Annotated in this window: 19 protein-coding genes; 8 read left to right on the top strand and 11 right to left on the bottom strand. The window is 52.2% G+C overall.

Translation table 11 applies throughout. From position 1 onward, the window contains the following. Nucleotides 1–31: 31 nt before the first annotated feature. The 3 genes from ACT3RP_RS01835 to ACT3RP_RS01825 all read right to left on the bottom strand — a co-directional run bounded on the left by ACT3RP_RS01835 (nt 32) and on the right by ACT3RP_RS01825 (nt 2,879). Complete coding sequence (locus tag ACT3RP_RS01835) at nt 32–163, bottom strand: putative transporter small subunit (RefSeq protein WP_217990293.1); 132 nt, start codon at nt 161–163, stop codon at nt 32–34. Nucleotides 164–236: 73 nt separating this feature from the next. Further along, on the bottom strand, nt 237–1,889 hold the full coding sequence (locus ACT3RP_RS01830; RefSeq protein WP_096281639.1) for a sodium:solute symporter family protein: 1,653 nt from the start codon (nt 1,887–1,889) through the stop codon (nt 237–239). Nucleotides 1,890–2,318: 429 nt separating this feature from the next. Beyond that, on the bottom strand, nt 2,319–2,879 hold the full coding sequence (locus ACT3RP_RS01825; RefSeq protein ID WP_096281637.1) for a manganese efflux pump MntP: 561 nt from the start codon (nt 2,877–2,879) through the stop codon (nt 2,319–2,321). Nucleotides 2,880–3,468: 589 nt separating this feature from the next. Here ACT3RP_RS01825 and ACT3RP_RS01820 point away from each other — a divergent pair. The 8 genes from ACT3RP_RS01820 to ACT3RP_RS01785 all read left to right on the top strand — a co-directional run bounded on the left by ACT3RP_RS01820 (nt 3,469) and on the right by ACT3RP_RS01785 (nt 11,072). Then, a complete protein-coding gene (locus tag ACT3RP_RS01820) occupies nt 3,469–3,933 on the top strand; it encodes an Lrp/AsnC family transcriptional regulator (RefSeq protein WP_217990292.1) in 465 nt (154 codons plus the stop codon). Nucleotides 3,934–3,976: 43 nt separating this feature from the next. After that, the gene (locus ACT3RP_RS01815) at nt 3,977–5,584 is read left to right on the top strand and encodes an aminotransferase class V-fold PLP-dependent enzyme (protein ID WP_444671582.1); all 1,608 of its coding nucleotides are present in this window, start codon (nt 3,977–3,979) and stop codon (nt 5,582–5,584) included. Beyond that, a complete protein-coding gene (locus ACT3RP_RS01810) occupies nt 5,581–7,047 on the top strand; it encodes an NAD(P)-binding domain-containing protein (RefSeq protein WP_483393115.1) in 1,467 nt (488 codons plus the stop codon). The genes ACT3RP_RS01815 and ACT3RP_RS01810 overlap by 4 nt, the downstream gene beginning before the upstream one ends. Nucleotides 7,048–7,099: 52 nt before the next feature. Next, entirely contained in the window at nt 7,100–7,594 is a 495-nt protein-coding gene (locus ACT3RP_RS01805; protein ID WP_483393114.1) for a CMD domain-containing protein, read from the top strand. After that, the gene (locus ACT3RP_RS01800) at nt 7,591–8,169 is read left to right on the top strand and encodes a peroxidase-related enzyme (RefSeq protein WP_441684881.1); all 579 of its coding nucleotides are present in this window, start codon (nt 7,591–7,593) and stop codon (nt 8,167–8,169) included. Before ACT3RP_RS01805 ends, ACT3RP_RS01800 begins: the two co-directional genes overlap by 4 nt. Nucleotides 8,170–8,216: 47 nt before the next feature. After that, a complete protein-coding gene (locus ACT3RP_RS01795) occupies nt 8,217–9,200 on the top strand; it encodes a TRAP transporter substrate-binding protein (protein WP_096281628.1) in 984 nt (327 codons plus the stop codon). 79 nt (nt 9,201–9,279) lie between these two features. Beyond that, on the top strand, nt 9,280–9,786 hold the full coding sequence (locus tag ACT3RP_RS01790; protein ID WP_483393113.1) for a TRAP transporter small permease: 507 nt from the start codon (nt 9,280–9,282) through the stop codon (nt 9,784–9,786). Continuing rightward, nucleotides 9,783–11,072, top strand: a complete 1,290-nt coding sequence (locus ACT3RP_RS01785) for a TRAP transporter large permease (RefSeq protein WP_096281624.1) — start codon at nt 9,783–9,785, stop codon at nt 11,070–11,072. The genes ACT3RP_RS01790 and ACT3RP_RS01785 overlap by 4 nt, the downstream gene beginning before the upstream one ends. Nucleotides 11,073–11,255: 183 nt before the next feature. Here ACT3RP_RS01785 and modC read toward each other — a convergent pair whose 3' ends face one another. The 8 genes from modC to ACT3RP_RS01745 all read right to left on the bottom strand — a co-directional run bounded on the left by modC (nt 11,256) and on the right by ACT3RP_RS01745 (nt 17,534). Continuing rightward, nucleotides 11,256–12,392: a molybdenum ABC transporter ATP-binding protein gene (modC, locus tag ACT3RP_RS01780; RefSeq protein WP_483393112.1), complete on the bottom strand. Its 1,137-nt coding sequence runs from the start codon at nt 12,390–12,392 to the stop codon at nt 11,256–11,258. After that, on the bottom strand, nt 12,382–13,080 hold the full coding sequence (gene modB / locus ACT3RP_RS01775; protein ID WP_483393351.1) for a molybdate ABC transporter permease subunit: 699 nt from the start codon (nt 13,078–13,080) through the stop codon (nt 12,382–12,384). Before modB ends, modC begins: the two co-directional genes overlap by 11 nt. Next, nucleotides 13,080–13,865 (bottom strand): molybdate ABC transporter substrate-binding protein, encoded by a 786-nt coding sequence (gene modA / locus ACT3RP_RS01770; protein WP_096281607.1) that lies wholly within the window; start codon nt 13,863–13,865, stop codon nt 13,080–13,082. The genes modB and modA overlap by 1 nt, the downstream gene beginning before the upstream one ends. Before the next feature lie 82 nt (nt 13,866–13,947). After that, the gene (locus tag ACT3RP_RS01765) at nt 13,948–14,325 is read right to left on the bottom strand and encodes a winged helix-turn-helix domain-containing protein (RefSeq protein WP_441684869.1); all 378 of its coding nucleotides are present in this window, start codon (nt 14,323–14,325) and stop codon (nt 13,948–13,950) included. A 127-nt stretch (nt 14,326–14,452) separates the two neighbouring features. Beyond that, nucleotides 14,453–14,692 (bottom strand): TauD/TfdA dioxygenase family protein, encoded by a 240-nt coding sequence (locus tag ACT3RP_RS01760; protein WP_483393350.1) that lies wholly within the window; start codon nt 14,690–14,692, stop codon nt 14,453–14,455. Nucleotides 14,693–14,903: 211 nt separating this feature from the next. Next, nucleotides 14,904–15,560: a methionine ABC transporter permease gene (locus ACT3RP_RS01755; protein ID WP_483393111.1), complete on the bottom strand. Its 657-nt coding sequence runs from the start codon at nt 15,558–15,560 to the stop codon at nt 14,904–14,906. Further along, nucleotides 15,538–16,671: a methionine ABC transporter ATP-binding protein gene (locus ACT3RP_RS01750; RefSeq protein WP_483393110.1), complete on the bottom strand. Its 1,134-nt coding sequence runs from the start codon at nt 16,669–16,671 to the stop codon at nt 15,538–15,540. Before ACT3RP_RS01750 ends, ACT3RP_RS01755 begins: the two co-directional genes overlap by 23 nt. Continuing rightward, nucleotides 16,668–17,534 (bottom strand): MetQ/NlpA family ABC transporter substrate-binding protein, encoded by an 867-nt coding sequence (locus ACT3RP_RS01745; RefSeq protein WP_483393109.1) that lies wholly within the window; start codon nt 17,532–17,534, stop codon nt 16,668–16,670. The genes ACT3RP_RS01750 and ACT3RP_RS01745 overlap by 4 nt, the downstream gene beginning before the upstream one ends. Nucleotides 17,535–17,874 lie beyond the last annotated feature (340 nt).

The following is a 17,874-nucleotide window of genomic DNA, read 5'->3' as shown; positions in this document are numbered from 1 at the left end:
AAACGGTGCTAACCGTTTTTTAATCGTTATTTCACACCAGTTCGCGTTTATCGCGTCGCGCTACGCGAATGTCGTTAACGGTGGCAATGCCGATGATCGCGAAAATGGCGAGGGAGATTAACGGCCAGATGAGTACATATAGCGCCAATACTAAGGTTTGCATATTCACTCCTATTGTCTAGCGGGTGCGCTATTGCACACCCGTTAATGAAAGTGGTTCTTGCGATGCGAAGGCCTTAAGCCTGAACAGCAGGCTTGACCGGATCGTAGTTAATGACGTCCTGGTTAATCTGCGCGAAGTCGAACTTGCTGGAGCTCAGCAGGCTAACGCCGATACACACAAGGGTGCTGACGCCATAAGCCATTAACGAGGCTAGTAATACCGTGTAGTCGCGCAGGAAGCCGAAACAGAAGTAGGCGAGCACGATGGTGCAGAGGGCACCGAAGACCACACCGACCCGACGACCGCAGAAGCCAAAGGCCATCAGACCCAGCACCACACCACCGCCCACGGCGGCCAGTAACTCAAACAGCCCAGCGGTGACGCCGACCATTGGCACTAGTTCAAAGCGGGCGACGCAGAACATCACCAGGCCCGCGATGACCGCGGAGGTGAAGGCCTTATTAGTCACTCGGTCCCAGAAACAGCTGGCGATAACGGGAAATACAATGGCACCCCAGAGCGCGCCGACAAACACCAGCATGATCAGAATATCCATCGAGAAGCTGGCCAGAATCACGCCGATCAACGTGGCAATGATCATCGTCAGCCTGCCAATAAACAGCATCTTGGTGGGATCAGGTTTGTTTTTGGCGATATTCTTGCCGTACACATCGGCCATCACAATGGCGGACATGGCGGAAAGGTCAGAGTCGGCGGTGGAAGAGAGCGAACCGATAACGAGAATAAAGAACAGCCCAATAAATACCGGTGACAGATACATCGACACCATTTGCGGTATCAGGTTGTTCATATCGCCATCGATGGGCTCCATGCCGGTCATCAGTGCCATCAAACCAATCATGCCCAGGCCGATAACGATCGCGCCGTAGCCAATCGTCGCGGTGATAAAGGTCGGTTTGATATGGTCTTCACGCACCGCGAATAGCCGCTGGGAAATAGTCTGGTTGCCAATAGCGTAGGCCAACACGGCGACGAAGAAGGGTGCACCCTGATTGAGAATCGCGTCCATCGAGAACAGATTTGCCTGCTCTGGCGTCAGTAGGCTCATTCCATCGGATAGCGTTTGCGGGCCACCGAGTGCGAACATGACTGCTGGAATGATCAGGATGGCGACGGCCATCATCGCCATTAGCTGGGCAAAGTCGGTGAGCACCGATGCGCGAAACCCGGACCATAGCGTGTAAGAAAGCACGCCGACACCGGCAATCACAACGCCTGCTTGGAATGACAGCGGCGAGAGTACTGAGACCAGCGCACCCGACGCCGTGAAATTGACCATCAGACTAATGATACTGCCCAGAATATTAGAAGAGGCGAGGATTAGCTGGCTGGAAGAACCATGCCGTGCATGAATCAGCTCGCCTAAGGTGTGCGCATTGGGAGCCAGCTTGCGAAAGCGACGCCCAAACGGGTAGATGAACAGAATCATCAGCGCACCCCATAGCCCGTAATGCAAGGGGCCTGAAATGCCGTAGGTATAGCCCGAGGTAGCGGCACCATAGAAGGATGCTGCCCATATCCAAGTGGCGGTCATACTGGCGGCGCCTAGGCCAAAACCGATTTGATGGTTGGACACCATGAAGGCGTCGGTATTTTCCTTTTTCTTTTTGATTAGCAAGGTCAGCAGATAAGTGCCGCCATAAAAGGCCGCCAATAAGGCGAGCACGGTCAGTGTAGAGAACTGATAGAAACTTTCTTCGTTCATTGAATACCCATAGGCTTTGCAGCCTTAGCATCCTTTATAGCAACCCACACTCCATTCACGGAGCGGTCGCCACAGGAAGTAAGCAAAAAACAGAACATCTTTCTAGTTATGTCTGTAGCGAGATGAGACTGCGGTTAGCCGTCTGGTAAAGCAATATCCGACGTTGGAGACGCCGTCGTAAGGGGGCCAGATCAATACCATCATTAAGCCGCCATAAGGCGCAGGAGGTATCGAGCAGGTGGCATACCCTACTCCTTAAAGCCTGAACAGTACAGGTTGGCGCCCTGGTGGGGCCGGTGTTTAAGGGGCGGGAGTGATGGGGGAGTGGTCGCGCAGATGCCTATCTAAAGGCTGGTTAGGTCGGCTATCGTTGGCGATAGCTGACCTTTATGTGGCGTGCAATGCAGGGTCTAGGCGTGCTGAAAAGATCTAAAAAATGGCGGTGTGCTGTGCCAGTACCGCCAGCCCAATCCCAATCAATACAATACCGCCGATTAACTCTGCCCAATGGCCAACAAACTTACCAAGCCGGTGGCCCAGCAGCGTGCCCATTGAAGCCATGATTGTTGTGGCCAGACCAATGGCAAAGCTAGTAGCGATAATGTTGGCATCGATAAAGGCAAGGCTTGCGCCGACCGCCATCGCATCAATGCTGGTCGCGGTGGCGGTGATGACTAATAGCCAGAGTGTTTGCTTGCGATGCTCTACTTTGCCGTCCTTTTTGAGCCCGGCGTAAATCATATGCAGGCCAATCACCGAAAGCAGAGTGAATGCCACCCAGTGATCCCAGGCTTGCACATACTGCTGCGATGCCTTTCCCGCCGCCCAGCCGAGCACCGGCGTGATGGCTTCAATGATGCCAAAGACTAAGCCAATACCGATCGCATGGCGAAAAGTGGGCTTCTTAAGTTCTGTGCCTTTGCTGATGGAGGCAGCGAAGGCATCCGCTGACATTGATACGGCCAGGAACAGCAGGGTGATCGGTGTCATAACTTAAAAACTCTTTCTGAGTAGGCGCTTTAGCAATAGAAACTCAAGCAATAGAAACGCTAGCTGAAACAAATGACTGCGTATATCTACTGACGAGTATGGCGATAGAGCCATACCTGAGTGCAAAAGTCGGGTATTCAATAGCGATGAATCCTAGCATGCTTTAATGATTAAAAAAGTGTAATGATTAAAAATAAAGTTTGTAATGGCGAACTAACATAGCCTTTGCTAACAATGTATGTGGTAGCTGATTATGTTGTATTTTTAAAGCTAAAGGGCGGGGTTGCCTATTCAATAGATTTTTTTGGTTAGCTTATAATATTTTATGATTTTTAGTTTGGCTGCTTTTTAGTGTTTTATTAACGCTGGTTTTTAACGCTTATATTCAATTGGTGAGAAGCATTGATAATATGCTGTCTACAAAGTTTTCCTGATTTTATAAAGAGTGTGATTGCCCCGCCAGACTTTATATAATTCCATTATTTGCTTTTTTATCGACGGGATGGCAGAGGAATTTATTTTCCTTGACGGAGCAATATTTTGAATATATAAAAAATTATTCTAATAATTTTATCTGAAGGGAAATAAATTGCTTATTGATCGCTTTGATTTAAAAATTCTTGAACAGCTTCAGCATGATGATAGTCTTTCTATTGCCCAGCTAGCAGAAGGGATTGGGTTGTCGGTAACCCCGTGCTGGCGAAGAATACAGCGGTTAGAGAAAGACGGGTTTATAGAAAAAAGAATTGCCGTTCTCAATCCTGAGAAGCTAAATCTTCGCCTTGTTGTGTTTGTCATGATTAAAACAGACAAACATAACCAAGCCTGGCTAGATACATTTCAGGAAGCTGTTCAGTCTTTTCCTGAAATTATGGAAGTTAATCGTTTGGCCGGTGAGTATGATTATTTGCTTAAGGTCATTACACGCGATAATCAGTCTTTCGACGCCTTTTATAAAAGGCTAATTTCGACAGTAGAGTTAAGCAATGTCACATCATGTTTTTCAATGGAACAAGTCAAAAAAACCACCGAGCTGCCTCTCGGGCAATTCTAGTGAGTGGGTAGCGTTTCTTCGCGATGACGTGATAGGCGAAGGCATGTCTATTCCTACCGCGTTTGGCATGCGCCCGCTGCTTTATGCTGATTACACGGCTTCAGGGCGTGCGTTAGGCTTTGTTGAAAACGCCGTTTACCAGCAACTGCTGCCGTTTTATGCCAATACGCACACCGAGACTTCTTTTACCGGCAAAGTCACCACCCGCTATCGCGAGTCCGCGCGCCAAGCGGTGGCCCAGGCTGTTGGGGCTAATGACGACTATGCGGTGTTGTTTGCTGGTGCCGGGGCAACGGCAGCGATTGATCGCTGTTGTAAGATTTTAGAGCTAAAGCAGGGGGGCGATACGTTGGGTGACGTTAGGCCGGTAATTTTTATCGGACCTTACGAGCATCATTCCAACGATCTTATCTGGCGTGAATGCGATGCCGACTTGGTACGTATTTCGCTAGGCCAAGATGGCCTTATCCGCCTGGACGAACTAGAAGCGCAGCTAAAGCGCTACGTTGACCGGCCGCTAAAAATTGCCGCGTTTTCGGCAGCCTCTAACGTAACCGGTATCAAAACGGACGTTTCGGCTATCGCCACGCTGGTGCATCGTTACGATGGGCTGGCGCTTTTTGACTATGCCGCCAGCGGCCCTTACGTCGATATTAATGTGGCGGGCACCGGCAAAAATGATCACCTGGACGCGGTTTTTGTCTCGCCGCATAAGTTCGTAGGTGGGCCGGGTAGTTCCGGCGTCTTGGTGATTAGAAAGGCGCTGTGCCGTAATGCCATCCCCTCGGTTGCAGGCGGCGGCACGGTGTCTTATGTCACCGCGACGGAACATCGTTATGTGAGCGATATTCAACGCCGGGAGGAGGGCGGCACCCCGGATATATTAGGCAACATCCGAGCGGGCCTTGCCTTTCGCGTTAAATCGCTGGTTGGTGTGGATTACATTGAAGCGCAGGAAAAAGCCATGATAGCGATGGCTATGGCGCGCTGGTCAACGCTTGATAACTTAACGCTTTTGGGGCCGGTGGATGCGCCGCGGCTGTCTATTTTCTCTTTTAACGTTCGCGCCGGGCAGCGTGACATTCACCACAATCTCATTGTTGCCATGCTCAATGACCTGTTTGGCATTCAGGCAAGAGGCGGCTGTTCGTGTGCAGGCCCTTATGGTCATGAGCTGCTTTCAATTGATGCGGACACGGCGTTAGAGCACGAACGCTTAGTCCAAAAAGGTCGAAGCTTATATCGTCCAGGCTGGGTAAGACTCGGATTTCATTTCTTTTTTAGCAATGAGTCGGCTAACTATGTAATATCTGCCGTCGAGTTTATTACACGTTACGCGGCGGTATTAATGAAGCTCTACACCGTCGATGAAAAATCCGGTGTTTGGAGCGTTCGCCAACACTTGGTGGAAAATCAGCCCAGCATGCCAGCGATATGTCTGGACGCGCTTTTCACCCAGGCGAGCCCTGCATCAGACGCCACGTTCGAAGAAGGCGAGGATTACTTCGCTAAGGCACGGGATATTGTTGCGTTGGCAGAACAGGCCGACCTGCCCGCAAGCACTGCTAGCTCAGATGTACCTATCCGTTGGTTTTGGTGGCCTCATGAAGCAGACAAGGCTAGGCAGTCCCAGATTGAGATGACGCAATGACAGTAACTTCTTCCCCCTCACAGGTTGGCGCTGGTCTTGAAGCGCTTAATGAACGCGTCCGCTATGACTTGGCGTGTTTAAACCTGCCCCGTGAAAACTGGGTGCCTAGCCGAGCCGCTCACGATGGCCGACATATTTATGATGTCGTCATCATAGGCGGCGGGCAGTGCGGTATGGTCGCAGCGTTTGCACTGTTAGCTGCGGGTATTCGGAATATTCGTGTCTTCGATCGAAATGCCGCGGGTCTTGAAGGACCATGGATGAACTATGCGCGGATGGAAACGCTACGTTCGCCTAAAACGCTACCTGGCCCTAGCTATGGATTCGCGTCGCTGACATTTCGCGCCTGGCATGAAGCTCAGTTCGGTAACGAGGCATGGGAAGCACTGGATAAAATCCCCCGCCCCATGTGGATGGACTATTTATGCTGGTATCGTCAGGTGCTGGCACTGCCGATCGATAATAACGTTAACGTTGAGCATGTTAAGCCAGAAGGCGATTTATTAAGCCTTGAACTTTCGGGTGCCGGTGCCCGCAGCGGGTCGGTGCTGACCCGTAAACTCATCATGGCGACCGGGCGTGAAGGCACCGGCGCACCCAAAATTCCGGGTTTTGTGGCCACCTTGCCTGAGCGGGTGTGGGCGCATACCGCAGATGATATCGACTTTACTGCGTTAAAAGGCAAGCGGGTTATTGTCGTAGGCGTGGGCGCGTCGGCCATTGATAATGCCGCCGAAGCGCTGGAGAACGGCGCGCAATCGGTGCGCTTTCTGATTCGCCGTCCGCAAATGCCCACCGTCAATAAAATGATGGGTATCGGTTCGTTTGGCTTCACTCAAGGCTATGCCGGCTTGAGCGACGACTGGCGCTGGCGCTTTATGCACTACTCCTTTATTACCCAGACCCCGCCACCGCGTGGCTCTACCTTGCGCGTTAGCCGCCATGACAACGCCTATTTTCATTTTGGCTGCGGTGTCCGTTCAACGCGAATGGACGGCGATGACGTTGTGCTCGAAACACAGCAGGGCGAGGTTCGCGGCGACTTTCTGATTATGGGAACCGGGTTTGAAGTCGACCCTTTGGCACGCACTGAATTAGCGGGTTACGCCGACCGTATTCTGCTATGGCGCGACTGCTATCAGCCGCCGCGTGAGCTTGAGGATGACGAGCTGGGTAAATTCCCGTATGTCGGGCGCGACTTCGCTTTTCAAGAACGTGAGCCTGGTTCAGCGCCATGGTTACGCCACATACACTGCTTCAACTACGGTGCGTCCGTCAGTCTTGGCAAAGTAAGTGGCGATATCCCGGGCATTAGCGAGGGAGCCAGCTGGCTGGTTAACGCCATCGCTGCGTGTTTTTACCAGCAAGACGTTGAGCGCCACTGGCAGCAGTTTCAGGACTATGACACCCCGGAACTCCTGGGCGACGAGTGGCAGGCATCGCCGCTGCCGTCACCGTTATAAAGCGGTTCCCTTTGATAAGAAGCGCTTGGCTGATCCGTTTAAGGACATAAAAATGACAAATGTAATAGAAGCAGCGGCCAATGTGCCGAGTACCGGCCCCCTCGCTGACGCGTTAGCGATGCGTAGCAAGCTGATGGACTTGACGCAGGCCTCTTATAAAGCCGCCCTGTTGCCCAGCGACCCAGGTGGGCTGGCGCTTGAAACCAGGGCAGTGTTTGCCTGCCGGATGGCGAAAATGTGCCAGCAAGAGGGGCTAACGCGCCACTATGTCGAGCTGCTGTCCAGCTACGGCAGCGAAGCCGACCCGCTGAGCTTGGCAACGACGGACAGCCACCCACCGGCAAGTGAGCCGCGTCTAGCTGCCATGGTGAGCTATGTAGATTTAGTCACTCGCTCACCCAAAGATGCCAGCGAAAGCGATATTGAACGGCTGCGTAAAGCGGATATCAATGAATCGGACATTGTGCGCTTAGCCGGGCTGGTCGCCTTTGTTAATTATCAGCTGCGAGTTGCCGCTGTGTTAAGTGTGATGGGAGAAACGCAATGAGCCGCGTTATTCATAAGTTTACGACGCGTGTCCCTACGTGGCGCCCCCATATCACGCCGATTGATTATGAGCAGGCGACGCCCGCCCAGCGCGAAGCGCTGAAGGAAACGCCCTCTAATACCAAGATATCCGATTACGTGCTGGTGTTGGCACACGACCCGGAGTCGCTGCGCATTCGCACCTCGCTGTTCAACGGCATTATGTACGACAAGGGTGGCCTTGCCCGCGAAGAGCGTGAACTGGGCGCGGTGGCTGCGTCTGTGGTCAATCGCTGCATATATTGTGCTGCTGTTCATGCCCAGCGTTACAATAATATTGTCGGCGATGATCGGGTCATGGGGGATATCTTCCTGCGTGGCAAAGAGGCCGATCTTGACCCGCGCACGCGCGCCATTTTGAAATTCGGTATGCGTCTTTCCGAATGTCCTCCCAACGTCACTCAAGAAGATATTGGAAGTCTGAAAGAGGTGGGTTTAAACGATCAAGAAATCTTGGATTTAACGCTTTCAACGACGCTGTTTGGATGGGCCAACCGCCTAATGCACACGCTCGGCGAGCCGGTATCGGGCAAGTAGCCATACGGCCTTTTTGCTAACCATATATCGACAAAGGAATCTCCACGATGACCCGCACTCTCTCAAGTATTGCCCTATTAAGCGCGGCGGCCCTGTTGACCGCAACGCCAGCATTGGCAGAAACGCTGCGCCTTGGTACCGTCGTCACCGCGCCCCACCCCTGGGTTGATGCGGCGGAAGCCTTTAAAACAGAAGTCGAAGAAGCTACCGATGGCCGTGTGAAAGTACAAATTTTTCAAGGTGGGCAGCTGGGCAACGACCAAACCATGGTCGACGAAATACGCATTGGCACGACCGACATGATTATTGGCGGGGTCATGAATGTTTCGCCCTATATTCCTGATTTCGAGATCTTCAGCCTCAACTATTTGTTTGATGATATGGACGACTTTCGCGCAGCCACATCGTCTGATTCTCCTGTCTATGCGTATTTCGACAATGCCATGAGCGAGTCTGGCGTTGGTTTGAAACTGCTTAGCTTAACCGGCGGCGGTACGCGCAACTTAAGCAGCAATGTGGGGCCGATTGTTGAGCCTTCCGACCTTGAAGGCGTCAAAATGCGCGTTACCGGCTCACGCCTTGACGCAGAAATGTGGCAAGCGGCGGGGGCGTTGACTACCTCGCTCCCCTGGACAGAAATCTACACGGGTATGCAAACTGGCGTCGTCGGTGCCTTTGAAAGCACTATCAGCGGCTACTTCTCAAGCCGACTCTACGAAGTCGCCCCGTATCATGCCAAAACCGAGCATCAGATCATGATGAGCCACATCTCTATCAGCGAGAACCGCTTTAATCGTTTCTCAGAAGAAGATCAGGCCATTATTCTCGACGCGGCGCAGCACGCGGGTGAGTACGGAACAGAAAAAGGCGTTGAGTATGATGCCGAAGTCATTCAGCAGTTTGCAGACCTGGGTGTAACGGTAACGGAGGTCGACAAGCAGGCCTTTATTGATCAAATCGTTCCTCTTCATGACCAGTTTGCTCAAGAGCGCGATTTGACCGAACTGCTTGAAACGATTCGTAATCTTTAAGCCGTCACCGATAAGTCACTTGGTTAGCTGACCGCTCCCCGTTAACGGGGAGCGTTACCGCGAAGGAAAGGGCGCACGCATGCGACGAATAAACAATGTAATAGAAAAGGCGCTGACGTTTGTGGCGAGCAGTTTGTTTGCGGGCTTTATTCTTACGGTTCTCTATCAGGTTGTGGCGCGCAACTACTTGAAAATTTCGGTTTCCTGGACCGATGAAGTAGCCATGGCGTTTTTCGTATGGTCAGTGTTTCTGGGTGCCGCTATTGCGGTGCGCAGGCGCAGTCACTATGTGGTTGATGTCTTTCCATCGCGTTTTGTGATCACCCAGCGGGCGCTGCGTCTGTTTGGCAACGTCGCCTGCTTGCCGGTGATCTATGTGTTAATTGTCCACGGCAATGTGCTGGTTGATATGGGCTGGAGCCGGCGTTCGGTCGCGCTAGGAACGCCCATGGCCTATATATTTGCCGCGATTCCAGTAGCGGGATTAGCGATGTTGCTATTTTCCTTTGAAATCATAATGGATGATATTGCGATGCTCAAAAAAGCTAACAGCGTAGATAGCGCGCGCGAGGCAACCAAAATATGAACCCTTTGTTGGTCTTGATTGGCAGCTTTTTGCTTCTTATTGCGCTTAGCGTACCCATTGCGTTTGCCATTGGCTTAGCATCTATTATTACGATCACCCAGCTAGGGCTACCGTTGACCTCGGTCGTCAACCAGATGTTTGCCAGCATCAATTCATTTCCGCTGCTGGCCGTGCCGTTCTTTCTATTGTTAGGCCGGCTGATGAACGACGGCGGCATTACCGATCGCCTGTTGAACTTTGCTGACAGCACGGTCGGGCACGTTCGCGGGGGGCTTGGGCACATCAACGTCATGGTGTCGATGATGTTTGCCAGCCTGTCGGGCTCCGCCGCTGCTGATACGGCCAGCGTCGGCGCCGTACTTATTCCCGCGATGAAGAAGTCCGGATACCCCGCGCCTTTTGCTGTTGCCTTAACGGCGGCGTCTTCAGTACTGGGCGGTATTATTCCACCCTCGATCTTGATGGTGATTTACGGTGCTTTCGGCAATGTGTCTGTCGGGGCGTTGTTCATGGGCGGCGTATTGCCTGGTGTGCTGGTAGGTTTGATGCAGATGGGCTACGTCTATTACGTTGCCAAGCGTCACGGTATCAAGGCAACAGGCAAGTTTTCGTTCTCAAAAGTGGGCCGCACCGCCCTGACGGCGGCACCTCCCATGATGTTACCGCTGGTCGTGCTAGGCGGTATTACCGCCGGCGTATTTACCGCTACAGAAGCGGCCTCGGTAGCCGTTCTGGTCGGTGGGCTTCTAGCCTTTGTGTTTTATCGTGCGATTCATATTAAGCAACTGCCGGGTATTTTAGCCGATTCCGTGGTGAGCTTTTCGCTGCCGATGTTCGCCGTTGCGTCAGCGGGGATCATGGGGTGGCTGATCTCGTACCTGGGGATTGCTCAGGAGGTTGCCGACTTTATCCTGTCTGTTACCCAGGCCCGAGTCGGTATCATGCTGCTGGTGATGTTTTTCATGCTCGTCATCGGCACAGTGCTTAGCCCGGTGACGGCGGTGATTATCTTCCTGCCTATCATTCAAGGGCTTTGCGTGTCGGCAGATATCAACCAGATCCATATGGGCCTGGTGGTGATTTTGTCGCTGACGCTGGGACTGATCACGCCGCCATACGGTATTTGTCTGCTGATAGCTACACAGATAGGCGAGGTGTCGATGGGGCGCGCTTTCGTGGCTGTCATGCCGCTCATCGTGCTTATTATGCTAGTGATTATTGCCATGATATTGCTGCCGAGCGTGTTTCTATACCTGCCGCAAATGATGTTCCCCAAAACGTTCTAACGATGCCTTTCTATCGCTCACGCAGCACTTAACGTTGGCCCGACACGATGGTTGTCGGGCCAACTGTTTAGGGGCTAGGGGCTAGGGGCTAGGGGCTTGTGCGAGAAACTGAGTGCACCACCTTAGCATCCCCGCAAGATGCTCCTTTATGACATACACCGCACTGCACGAATCCGGCGCTGATCAATAGTGAGCAACCGATACGCTGCGAATGAGTGCCGTGATCTGTTTGCCGATATGTAGCCCCATTTCATCCCAGGACTTTCGCGTTAGCCTTGCCCTTAGGCGGATATCGCCAACGTTCAAAAGTAGCTCTACGGAGTGCGGGCTTGTCGATAGTGAGGTCATGTCTTCAATAGTGGCGCTGAGCTGGTTGCGGTAGCTGGTTGACTGTAATGGCGTCAGTGCTAAGGCAATATCGCGTGCGAGGATACGCACGCGCAGTGGGCTGCCGATAGGAGCCGACGTGCCCGGTATGACTAATCGATGGGTGTCATTAAGGGCGAGGTGAGTCAGATTGTACGTCGCGTCGTGTTCATCTATGCGGCCTTCAAGAATCGATGCAGCGTCAAACCCACCGAGTTCGTGAGTCAAATCAAAGCGCTGTAGCAAGTGATTCAATCGGTCGCTGGCCACGACACGGCCCGCCTTCATCAGCACCAGATGATCGGCGATAGCTGAAATCTCCTCCGCATCATGGCTGACGTAAATTACCGGAATGTCTACCTGCTTGGTCAGTTGAGCAATAAAGCGTAGTAGCTCGTCTTTGCGCGCGCCATCTAGCCCTGTCAGTGGCTCATCCATCAGCAGCAGTTGAGGGTCGCTGAGCAGTGCGCGGCCAATGGCAACCCGCCTGGCTTCCCCGCCCGATAGCGTGCCGGGCATACGGTCGAGCAACGCTTTAATACCCAGGAGCTCGACGATTTCCTCAAAGCGGGCTGATGCATGTGCTGGCATGCCATAGGTGAGATTGCCGCGTACTCGGTAGTGAGGAAACAGCCGGGCTTCCTGAAACACGACACCGATTCTACGTTTATGGGCGGCAACGCTAATGCGGCGCCGGGTATCCAGCAGCACTTGGTCACCCAGCTGAATAACCCCGCTATCGGGATATTCAAGACCTGCAATAAGGCGCAGCAAGCTGGTTTTGCCGCTTCCTGACGTGCCAAAAATGCCGGTCACGCCGTGGGCGGGGAGTACCAGCTCGGTTTGAAGATGAAAACTACCGAGCCGTTGGTCGATAGACAATGACAGCGAAGAGGAGCCCACAGGCAATGCGGGATGACTAAGGTTACTAGGATTAGTAGGATTAGTAGGCATCGCGTTCCTGCAGTCGTTGTTTGGTGCGGCGAGCCAGCCATTCAGAGGCAATCAATGAGAACAGGGCGATGATGATAGCGATAACACAGAGCCGCGCCGCCGCTGATTCCTGGCCGGGCGTCTGAATCAGCGTATACAGCGCCAGCGGCAAGGTACGTGTTTCGCTTGGGATATTGGAGGCAAACGTGATGGTGGCACCAAACTCGGAAAGCGCGCGGGCAAAGGCCAAGACGGTGCCCGTCAGCAGGCCTGGAATGGCCAATGGTAGCGTAATGGAGGTAAACACTCGCCAGCGATTGGCGCCTAGCGTTCGCGCTGCGGCTTCAAGCTTGGGGTCCACCGCTTCCAATGATAGGCGTAGTGCTCGTACCAATAATGGAAATGCCATCACGCCGCTGGCAACGGCGGCGCCTTGCCATGTGAAGGGTAGTGATACGCCGAGAGTGGCATATAACCACTGGCCGACCACCCCTTGTCGACCGAGCGATACTAAGAGTAAATAGCCCACTACCACGGGTGGCAGCACCAGCGGTAGATGAATAAAACCATCGACGATGGATTTGCCTCTGAAGTCGTGTCGGGCTAACCACCAGGCAACCGCAATGCCCGGTGGTAAAATCCAGGCCACTGCCGCTAAGCCAATGAGGAGACTAAGGCGGATAGCCTCCCATTCGGCTGGCGACAGTATCACGGGCTGCTAATGTCGGTGTCGAAGCCATAGTCAGCAAAAATAGTCAGCGCTTCTTCGCTTGCTAACCACTCGCGCAGCGCCACGGCCGCGTCGTTTTGCTCTGCCCCTATTAGTGCAATGGGGTAGGTGATGGGTTCATGGCTGGAGGTGGGAAATAGCCCGAGTACCCGCACGCGGTCACTGGCAAAGGCATCAGTTTGATACACAACGCCAAGCGGCGTTTCCTGTCGTTCTACCAGTGTTAACGCCGCGCGGACGTCGTTGCCACGTGCAAGCTTTGGCTCCAGCTCTTCCCACTCACCGAGAAATTCCAGCGCTTGCTGGGTGTAGATACCGGCCGGCACGTGATCCGGGTCGCCGACGGAAAGACGATCACGCTCTTCTAGCAGCGTTGCAATGCGTGCCTCGTCGCCTGGGACGAACTGTTCTGGCAGGTCAGGGCTCGCTGATACCAGCGCCAAACGGTTCTGGAGTAAGTCGCTGCGCTGTTGGATGTTGACGCCTTGCTCTTCGAGCCAGTCCATCCACTGTACGTTGGCGGACAGGAAGAGATCCGTGGGGCTGCCATTGGCGATTTGCCGAGCAAGCGTCGAGGACGATGCATAAATGGGCGTCACGTCAACATCATGCTGAGCTTCATAGACGGCAATGGCGTCATTGAGCGCATCGGTAAGCGAGGCGGCGGCGGCGACTTGAATGTTGTCAGTGGCAAAGGCTGAGGTTGGAAGTGCTAGTGTCAGCGCAGTGGCTAATAAACGGCGATTCATTGCATGTGTAAGCATTGTATTAATTCCGTTATTTCCATATGGATATAGCGGAGATTACACAAAACGGCTCACTAGCTCAATACGATAATAAGCACGTTCAGGGATTGGGATGGCTGGCCGGGACCAATAGCGAAAGCAGCGCCTGAGCGTCAGTCGAGTCCTCCAGCGAGAGCTGGCGTTCCAACGCACGGTAGTGAGTCAGCACCTGCTTGCCAAGCTCCGTGAGATGAGCACCGCCGCGCTCGTTACCGCCAGAGCTGGTCGATACAAGAGGGGATGGAAAGTGGTTGTTCATAGTATCGATGAGCTGCCAGGCTTTTTTGTAGCTCATCTTGAGTGCGCGGCCAGCGGCTGAAATTGAACCTGTCTGGCTAACCATTTCTAGCAGTTCTGCTTTGCCCGGCCCAATAATCACGTCACGATGCAGCACCAAGCGTAATTGAAACGTTGGCTTTAAATGGTGGGTCCGTGTCATTAAGTGTCTCCAGCGATTGGGCAGCGTTGGGCTAGTTTAGCAGCGACCGATCGTTCAAGGTCCATCCTTCAGCCTTATGTAGGTGTACTAGCATTTATATTTTTGGTAAGCGGCAAAGCAATACTCGTTACCGGACGAGTCCCCATTCGATTTCAGCAGCGGTTTCACTGACATAAGGTCGGTCGCCTTTAACGGTAACGCGTTCACCACGGCGGGCTTGGCCCGCATAGTCAAAAATGGCGCGGTGCTGGGTGCAGCGGTTGTCCCTGATAGCCAAAGTATTTAGGCGTACGGTGAATTCCGGTGCTTCCTGATGGCGATACAGAAACTCAAGCAGTGCCTGGCTTTCAGTATGGGAAAGCTCGATCGCGGGTAAAACCGCGGTTTACAAACAGGCTTTTGTCCCGTTTCCGGGAGGTGTTGGGGGTTGCTCCGCGACGCTTGTTTGTCATCATGTTTCCTCGTTAGCACTACGCTGAAGATACTACTCCAGCGCCTTGGTGAAGCTATGCTCTTTCCCCAAAACTTTTTCTGAATGGATTGGGTGCCTACCTTAATTAAGAGTTAGAAACATTGGCCTACCTGTTTTTTAAAAGGTAAACATAGCGGTCACCGGCATACTGGATGATGGCAACAATGGCAATAAGAATGGCAATAACGGCAAGCATTACGGTGGTATCGTAGCGCTGGTAGCCATAACGAATAGCTAAGTCGCCTAACCCGCCTGCACCGATGGCACCTGCCATGGCAGAGGCAGAAATCATGGCTACAAGCGTGATGGTGAAGCCGCCGATAATCCCCGGTAAGGCCTCAGGCAGAAGAACGCTGAAAATGATATGGCGCTTTTGGCAACCCATCGCCTGGGCAGCCTCAATCACCCCTGAGCTGACTTCGCGCAGACTGACTTCAGCAATGCGAGCAAAGAAAGGCGTCGCGCTCACAGTAATAGGCACAACGGCTGCCCAAATGCCAATGGTTGTACCAGTAATCAAGCGGGTAAGCGGGATCAGCGCAACCAGTAAAATGATAAAGGGTGTGGCGCGGAAGCCGTTGACAATGCTGCCTAGCACTCTATTAACCAGCGGGGCTTCAAAAATTTGCCCCCTGGCGGTGGTCACCAAAATAATGGCCAGTGGAATACCCACAAACCATACAATCGCCGCTGATACACCCACCATATAAAGCGTATCGAGAAAGGCTTGCCAAAGTGCATCAAGCATTCGCTGGGACAGCATAGCCGAGTACCTCCACGGTTGAGATAAGGTCATTAATAGTTTCGAGGCGTTGTGCTAGCTCGTGTTGCTGGTAGGGCAGGCTGACAAGCAGCTCGCCTTGTGGATGGCCTTGAAGTCGACCAATGCCACTCTGCAGCAGCCTGAGGTCGCCGCCTAAACGCTGGCTAAGGATGCCCAGGGGCAGGTAGGTGGCGGCGGTTCCATCGAAAAATAACTTAACAATCGCTCTGGAAGTGCTATTCGCCGGCGTAGCAGATATCGCCTGAGCAATATCGTCAGCTACTTTAGGTTTTAATGGCGCCAGTAACGCCTGAGTGGCTTCGTGTTCAGGGCGCCCGAACACGCGCCAAACAGGCCCTAGTTCAGCCAGCGCGCCATCTTCAAGTACCGCCACACGGTCACATATTTGACTAATCACTGACATCTCGTGAGTAATCAGTACGACGGTCAATTTTAGCGTTTTATTAATCTCTTTGATGAGGCTCAAAATGGATTGCGTCGTTTCAGGGTCGAGTGCCGAGGTCGCTTCGTCGCATAGCAGAATTTCTGGGTCTAGCATCAGCGCACGAGCAATGCCAACGCGCTGTTTTTGTCCACCGGAAAGGCGAGAGGGGTAAACATCTTCTTTTCCCTCTAGGCCCACTAAGCGCAGAAGCTCTTGTGCCCGTTGCCGGATGCGCTTCTTATCACGAATGCCCGCCGCTTTAAGCGGAAGCGCTAAATTTTCAAATACGGTCGCTGAAGAGAGCAGATTAAAGTGCTGAAAAATCATCCCAATGCGGCGGCGTAGTATAACGAGACCACCTGTATCGAGGGATTGGATATCGACGCCATTAATCAGCACTTTACCGGTAGTGGCATCTTCAAGGCGATTCAGCGTGCGTATCAGGCTTGATTTACCCGCACCACTCCTCCCTATAATGCCGAAGATCTCTCCCTGGTAAATATCCAAATTGATATCTTTAAGCGCCTCCACACGCCGCTGACCAGATACATAGGTTTTACTGACACCTTCAAGTCTCAGATGCAGAGGGGGACGGGGAGACGTTTTTTGGCTATAAGCAGCCCCCGAAGGGGCTATCTTACGATAGGGGGCAACGGCAATATTCATTCACTCAGCTCCAAGGGAGGAAAGTATTCCCATGCCAATTGATACAGCGAGCTATCGCCGAAGGCTTCTTCAAGAGAGGCCTTTACTTCAGGCGCCTGCTGGTAGATTGAAATGAACTGATGAATAGCGGGAGCATCTTCGTTATCAGGATGCACAACGAAACGCAGCGCGAAAGTATGCGTATCGTCAATATGAAATAGCAGTGCATCTGCAGGATCAGTCACCCCGGAAGATTTTATGTAATGTGGGTAGCTAAGAATAGCGGCAACATCTTCAAACGCGCGAGGTAACTGTGGCCCTGGTAGCTCTACAAAAGACAGATCCAACGGATTGTCTTCAATATCGTACAGGCTGGCATGGTAGCCAATGCCTTCAGGCAAGGTGATTAATCCAGCTTGCTCTAAAAGCAGCAATCCTCGGCCCTGATTAACTGGGTCATCGGCTACTGCAATGGTGCTACCCGCCGGTATGTCTTCTGCTTTATCAAATTCCTTTGAGTAAATGCCCATTAAGCCCTCAACCCCGTAGGCAAGAGGGATTAAATCAAAGCCGCGCTCCTCCTCGGCATTGGTCAGAAAAGGTTCATGCTGAAAGTAGTTGATATCGATATCTTTATTTAGTACGGCGGTATTAGGAAGAACCCAGTCGCTAAATTCAATCACTTCAACGTTGATACCTTGTTCTTTTGCAAGGTCAGCCGCGACATAGATCGAATCGACAATCAGTCCATTTGAAACAACACCAATTTTAACGTCTTCAGCTTTGACCTGTGAAATAGCGGTAAAGGGCAATAAAAGGCTGGTTAGCCAGTATTTTCTAGCTTGGGCAAAAGAGAAAAAGCGAGTGAGAGGGGGTGTTCGCATAATGATGTACTCAGTCATGGTTAGTAATGCAAGACCATAAATCACTATGCCGATGCTTAAAAATAGTTATGGATGCTTTGTAATTCATGATTAGCAAATTGTTTTTAGTGATAGGTTTTTTAGTTAAATGTATTTTTCATAAGAGATTGATTGGTTTTTTTATTGATAAGGTGGGGTTTAGTAGCGGAGGCTATATAGCCTGAGAAGGCTTGTGATGCGAATAGTTAAAATAAAAGTGGTCGGAAATTTGATGGCGTTAGACTGGCTTTTTGTGTTCTGAATATTTATATCTAATAAAGTGATTTGTGTGGCTTTTATCCATTTCTTTATGCTGTTGGTA

The organism is Halomonas sp. AOP5-B2-8 (genome assembly GCF_052376475.1).
GTDB classification, from domain to species: domain Bacteria; phylum Pseudomonadota; class Gammaproteobacteria; order Pseudomonadales; family Halomonadaceae; genus Vreelandella; species Vreelandella casei.
The sequence above is the reverse complement of the archived record's forward strand: the minus strand, read 5'-3'. Positions and strand labels throughout refer to the sequence as shown.